This is a genomic window from Pseudomonas edaphica, assembly GCF_005863185.1.
Classification (GTDB): domain Bacteria; phylum Pseudomonadota; class Gammaproteobacteria; order Pseudomonadales; family Pseudomonadaceae; genus Aquipseudomonas; species Aquipseudomonas edaphica.
Genome location: NZ_VBVZ01000432.1, coordinates 1 through 5,381, shown reverse-complemented (window position 1 = coordinate 5,381; position 5,381 = coordinate 1). Strand labels below are relative to the sequence as shown.

General features: G+C 57.2%; 6 protein-coding genes. 2 read left to right on the top strand and 4 right to left on the bottom strand.

The features are described 5' to 3' along the window. Both FEM54_RS23440 and FEM54_RS23435 read right to left on the bottom strand, forming a co-directional pair. The coding region (locus FEM54_RS23440; RefSeq protein ID WP_138453329.1) for a Y-family DNA polymerase at positions 1 to 1,216 on the bottom strand (1,216 nt) is incomplete at its 3' end. Further along, positions 1,209 to 1,634 (bottom strand): LexA family protein, encoded by a 426-nt coding sequence (locus FEM54_RS23435; protein ID WP_138453328.1) that lies wholly within the window; start codon positions 1,632 to 1,634, stop codon positions 1,209 to 1,211. The genes FEM54_RS23435 and FEM54_RS23440, both read right to left, overlap by 8 nt. A gap of 474 nt (positions 1,635 to 2,108) precedes the next feature. On the opposite strand from FEM54_RS23435, the gene FEM54_RS23430 reads away from it, so the two are divergent. After that, positions 2,109 to 2,441, top strand: coding sequence for a hypothetical protein (locus tag FEM54_RS23430; protein WP_138453327.1), 333 nt, complete (start codon positions 2,109 to 2,111; stop codon positions 2,439 to 2,441). A gap of 136 nt (positions 2,442 to 2,577) precedes the next feature. Continuing rightward, the gene (locus FEM54_RS23425) at positions 2,578 to 3,489 is read left to right on the top strand and encodes an ADP-ribosylglycohydrolase family protein (RefSeq protein ID WP_138453330.1); all 912 of its coding nucleotides are present in this window, start codon (positions 2,578 to 2,580) and stop codon (positions 3,487 to 3,489) included. Positions 3,490 to 3,511: 22 nt separating this feature from the next. Here the strand turns inward: FEM54_RS23425 and FEM54_RS23420 are convergent, their stop codons facing one another. Then, positions 3,512 to 4,708 carry a hypothetical protein gene (locus FEM54_RS23420; RefSeq protein WP_138453326.1) on the bottom strand — a complete coding sequence of 399 codons (1,197 nt, stop codon included), beginning with the start codon at positions 4,706 to 4,708 and terminating at the stop codon, positions 3,512 to 3,514. 13 nt (positions 4,709 to 4,721) lie between these two features. Beyond that, positions 4,722 to 5,381: nitrilase-related carbon-nitrogen hydrolase (locus FEM54_RS23415; protein WP_138453325.1), on the bottom strand; the 660-nt coding region annotated here is incomplete at its 5' end.

The following is a 5,381-nucleotide window of genomic DNA, read 5'->3' as shown; positions in this document are numbered from 1 at the left end:
CCCGACGCATCCCCCACGCAGGATCCTCCGGCACACTTGCCGACCGCAACGTGCCTTTCCCCCAACGCCCATTAATCTGATCCAGCACCGACATCACCAGCGTCGCCTCCGCAGGCTGCGACACCGCAAACAGATCATCCGTATATTCCCCCGGCTGACAAAGCCCCAGCAACATCACCTCCGCCTTGCTGTAGTTAAACCCCGCCCGAAATACCTGGTCCACTGCATCCACGGCGAGCCGAGTCAACAGTCGTACATCGTCCGTCGAATACGGCAGCTCCACGACCACGCCATTCGCGTACTTCGCCTCATCCGGATTAAACATCCCCGTCCGAATCGACACCCTGATCTTCTTGCACAACGATTTCTGCGCCCTTAGCTTCTCCGACGCACGCATCATGTAGGTGGCCACCGCTTCCTTGATCGGCGCGATCTCCGTCAGCCGCTGGCCAAACATGCGACTGCAGCAAATCTCCTGCTTGGGCGGATCCGGCTCATCCAGCTCCAGGCATGGCGTGCCCGCTAGCTCACGCGCTGTCTTCTCAATCACCACGCTGAATTTCTTGCGCAATATCCAGGGATCCGCCTTGGCCAAGTCCATAGCCGACTTGATCCCCATCCCATCCAGGTGCAGTTTCATTTTGCGCCCTACACCCCATACCTCCGCCACGTCGGTATTGCGCAGTACCCAATCCCGTTTCTCCGGCGCGCAGATATCCACCACACCACCGGTTTGTCCCTGCAGTCGCTTGGCGGTGTGGTTAGCCAGTTTTGCCAAGGTTTTGGTATGGGCAATGCCGACGCCGACCGGAATGCCTGTGCAGCGCAGCACCTGGTTACGAATGCGGCGGCCCAGGGCGTCCAGGTCACTGATGCCGGTGAGGTCGGCAAAGGCTTCGTCGATGCTGTACACCTCGACCATCGGCACCATAGCTTCGATCAGGCTCATGACCCGTTCGCTCATATCGCCATACAGCGCGTAGTTGGATGAGAAGGGCACTATCCCGTGTTGCTTGAGTGTGTGTTTGATCTGGAAGTACGGCGCGCCCATTTTGACAAAGGGCTTGGCGTCGTAGCTGCGGGCGATGACGCAGCCGTCGTTGTTGCTCAGAACTACGATGGGGGTCTTGGCCAGGTCGGGGCGGAACACGCGTTCGCAACTGGCGTAGAAGCTGTTGCAGTCGATCAGAGCGAAGACGGGAGTCTGCTTAGACATGGCTGCGCACGGTGCTGGTGATGACGCCCCAGATAGATAGTTCGTCGCCCTCAAGGATGTAACGGGCAGGGTATTTAGGGTTGTCAGACAGCAGGATGATTTCCTTGCCGCGTTTGCACAGGCGTTTGCAGATGGGCTCGTTGTTGAGTACCGCAACGACGATGTGGCCGTGTGCGGGTTCGATTGAGCGATCGACAATGCCGATGTCACCCTCGAAGATGCCGGCGCCTTGCATGCTTTCGCCGGTGATGGTGATCAGGTAGACGTGGGGCGCGCGGATGTTGAGGACTTCATCCATCGAGATGTGCTGCTCGATATGATCGGCAGCCGGAGAGGGGAAGCCGGCGGGTAAATGGAATGAGTAAAAGGGCAAGGTTGCGCCGCCCTCTGCGATGGGGTCTCGGATGATGATGCTCATGGTGTTGCCCTTTTACAAATGCTGTACGTATGTACAGTTAACTGTGTAGTCCATTTGCGGTCAATTTTTCTGTAGGTAATTTCGACAGACGGAGCGCGAGCGCATTCGTGGTGTCTACCGCTCACAGCTGGGGGATCGGGATATGTGCAGCCATTACGAAGCACCCACCGGCGGCCATATTGAGCTCGCGTTTGGGGTAAGCACGGTGAAGAGGGCAACGTATAATCTCTGCCGGTGCGTATACCAGGCCATTATTCGTACTTTGGTTAACGTCGATAAAAATTTTAGAGAAGACTTTTAATGTTGGTCGGTCTACGAATTGCAGATCGCCGAAAGCTGCCTATGGGCAAAGTTAACAGACCGCATACACAGGCCCTCAACTGCTGTATACCGCACAATTTCTAATAATCACCTCTACCGCGGCCATACTGGCGCGGACGTTCATACATCCCTATAGACCCTCTGAGAAACACTATGAAAACCGAACTAACTGAAGAAGAAATGCGGCAGGCGCTATTCGGCGTATCTGAGTTCGTTGTACCAGCCGTTGTTGAGGATCAAACCGACTCGGCCCCGGAAGTCGTGATCCCGCCCAAGGTGTTGCCAAAAAAAGCGCAAAAAACCTCAAAAGGCTTCACCCCCAGACTCCGGGTCACACTGCGAGTGGGTAATGAATTCGAAGGGCAGATGCACGAAATAATCCATGAGGCTGATACCCTCAGTTCCCTCGTCGCTGAGCAAGAAGCGACCAAGGCCGCCAGGAAAAAGTTTCGCTTTGTCGAGGTGGTCTCGGTCAAGTCAATGTAGTGGGCGATAGTCGTGTCCCTACCGTATTGCTGTGATTTTGTACGTCGCACGAATGAGTCAGTTGCTTCCTACAGACTGAGTAGGTTGGGAACTGGAATAGTGCAGTGACCTAGGTATCCCCATGAGCGAATCACAAATGCCTATTTCTTTGTCGGATCGTTATCGCGGATGCTTGCTAGGCCTGGCCTGTGGTGATGCCGTTGGCACCTCTGTTGAGTTTATGCCGCGTGGCTCGTTCCCACCTGTCACAGACATGACCGGCGGCGGTCCTTTCAGTCTTCAGCCTGGCCAGTGGACCGACGACACGTCCATGGCGCTGTGCTTGGCGGAGAGTTTGGTGCAGAAGGGCGGCTTTGATCCTGTCGATCAGATGCAGCACTATCTGAACTGGTGGACTTCGGGCTACCTGAGCGCTACCGGGGAGTGTTTCGATATAGGCCTGACGGTGCGCCAGGCGTTGGCTGACTTTCAAAGCAACGGAGATCCCTACGCCGGTTCCACGGACCGCTACTCGGCTGGCAACGGTTCACTCATGCGTCTTGCTCCCGTCGTGCTGTTCTACTTCCCTGATACCCATCGAATCCACACCTTTTCGGCCGATAGCTCCCGCACGACACACGCCGCTCAAGAGGCAGTTGAATGCTGTTTGGTGCTAGCGACTGTGATTGCCAACGCGCTACGTGGTGAGCCAAAAGCGCAGGTGCTGGGAGTGGAAAGCTGCGATTTAACTGAACCCAAAGTGATTGCGATTGCTCAAGGAGCCTACCGGGAAAAGGTCTGCGCTGACATTGTGGGCTCAGGTTATGCCGTCGCTTCGCTGGAGGCTGCACTTTGGTGTTTCCACCAGACGGATAGCTTTGCCGAGGCTGTGCTAATGGCTGCGAATCTGGGGGATGACTCGGACACTACCGCGGCAATCGTTGGCCAGGTTGCCGGTGCCTATTATGGCGTGCTAGGTATTCCAGAGGATTGGTTAGACAAGGTATGGATGCGTGAGCATATCCAGGCCACTGCCGATGCGTTGCTGCTGATGGGCGAGCCTCACTAAGACACTCGCCCATCGCCCTGGATCAATCCGCAATCAGTAAGCCGATGGCAGGAACAATCAACAGCGTACTGATCGCCATCGACAGCACATTACCAATATACGGATGCAGGTAACTCGGCAACCGGCCAGCAATCGCGCCCGCCAACGGCGGCGCAATCAGCGCGCCCAGCACCGCGCTGAGCACAATGACCGTCATGCTACCGCCATAGGTCAGCACCGCCGCCGGTACCACCGACACCAAGGGCACATAGGTCGGGTACCAACCTCGATTTCGCCATTGCTGTCGCCACAGCAGAATGCCCAGCAGTGAGGTCAGCGCCTGGCCTGCCACCAGGTGCAATACCCAGCCCGATCCATAGGCGGGGCTTAGGGGATTGAGCGAGTAAGCCAGTAACACTCCTGCGAGCAAACCCAGACTGGCCCACTCATTGCCGAAAAAAGGCGCTTCGGAAAAGTCTGCCAGCACACGACGTAATGTCCAGCGTAAGCCGTAATCGGGTGTCTTAGGAGGGGCGGCGGGAGGGACGCTGACCTTGGCTTCAGGCGCACGACTAACCAGCACAGGCACTGCACGACACAGTAAAAACGCCACGACGCTACCTAGGGCCATGCCCAATACATTGCCAATCACCACCGGCAATCCCAACGGTATGCATAAGAAGTTGACCATCAACAGGCAACTTGGCGTCACCAGCAGCGCGCCGAGCAGGGCACCATTCAGCGTGACCTTCCAGCTTCCACCAAACAGCAGCACCATCGCGGCCGGCAGTGACACAAAGGCGGCGAACGTCGGTTGCCAAGCGTCGACGGTCAGGGTCCAGCCCCAGAGTGCATTGCTCAGCAACAGCCCCAGCAATGAGCTGGTCACTAGCCAAGGCCAAAGCCCGGTGCCGTAGGCGATGCTGAAGCCTTGCCAGCCTTGGGCATAGCGACTGGTCCAGTAACCGAAAGCGCCACCGAGCAGCAAGCCGATTGACGCGAACTCGTGTTTATAAAACGCCACTTCACTGATATCGCCGACCACCCAGCGCAACCACGCGGTCGGCGCAGGCAGGCTGGCCATCATGTCGTTGTAGCTGGGCCAGAGCACCGACGCCGATGTGGAGTAAGCCACTGACAATCCTGTGAGCGACACGACCAGGGTGAGGAAGGTCAGGATCAGGATGACAAGGTGGCGAACCGATGAGTCAGACGACGTTTTTGTTGGTATGAAGTCCATATTCCCACCCCCATCAGCGTGGCAGGCACGGATGATGGCGATAGCCGAGCATGCCGTCGTAGAGGTCCGCCCTGCGATCGCGCTGCAGGTCGTTCAGGCTGTTCCAGATCGGTGCGCTGCGGGCGCTGGAGAGGTCGATGTCCGCGTAAATAATCGCTTGCTCGTTGGGTGAGGCGACCTTGCCGATAGGCCAGCCATTGGTGCCGGCAATCAACGAGCAACCGAGGTAACGCGCGTCCTGTTCTTTGCCGATGCGGTTGGCGGCCGCAATAAACACGTTGTTGACGTGGGCGGCGGTTATGGTCAGGTACGAGGCCATGCATTTGCCGGCTTCGTCGAACAACGGCGGTGGCGTCCACACCCAGTTGTTCAGGCTGCAAATGATATCGGCACCTTGCTGGGTCAATATGCGCGGGACTTCGGGGAACCAGATGTCCCAGCAGATCAGCAAGCCAATGCGGCCGATGGGTGTTTCGAATACCGGAAAGCCCAGGTTGCCGGGAGTGAACCAAAGCTTTTCCTTATTCCAGAGATGGGCCTTGCGGTACTTGCCAATCAGGCCCTCTGGCCCCAACAGCACAGCCGTATCGAACAGTTGCATGCCGTCACGTTCAGCCAGACCGGCCACGAGATACACCTGGTGAAACTGGGCGAAATCCATCCAGGCCTGGAT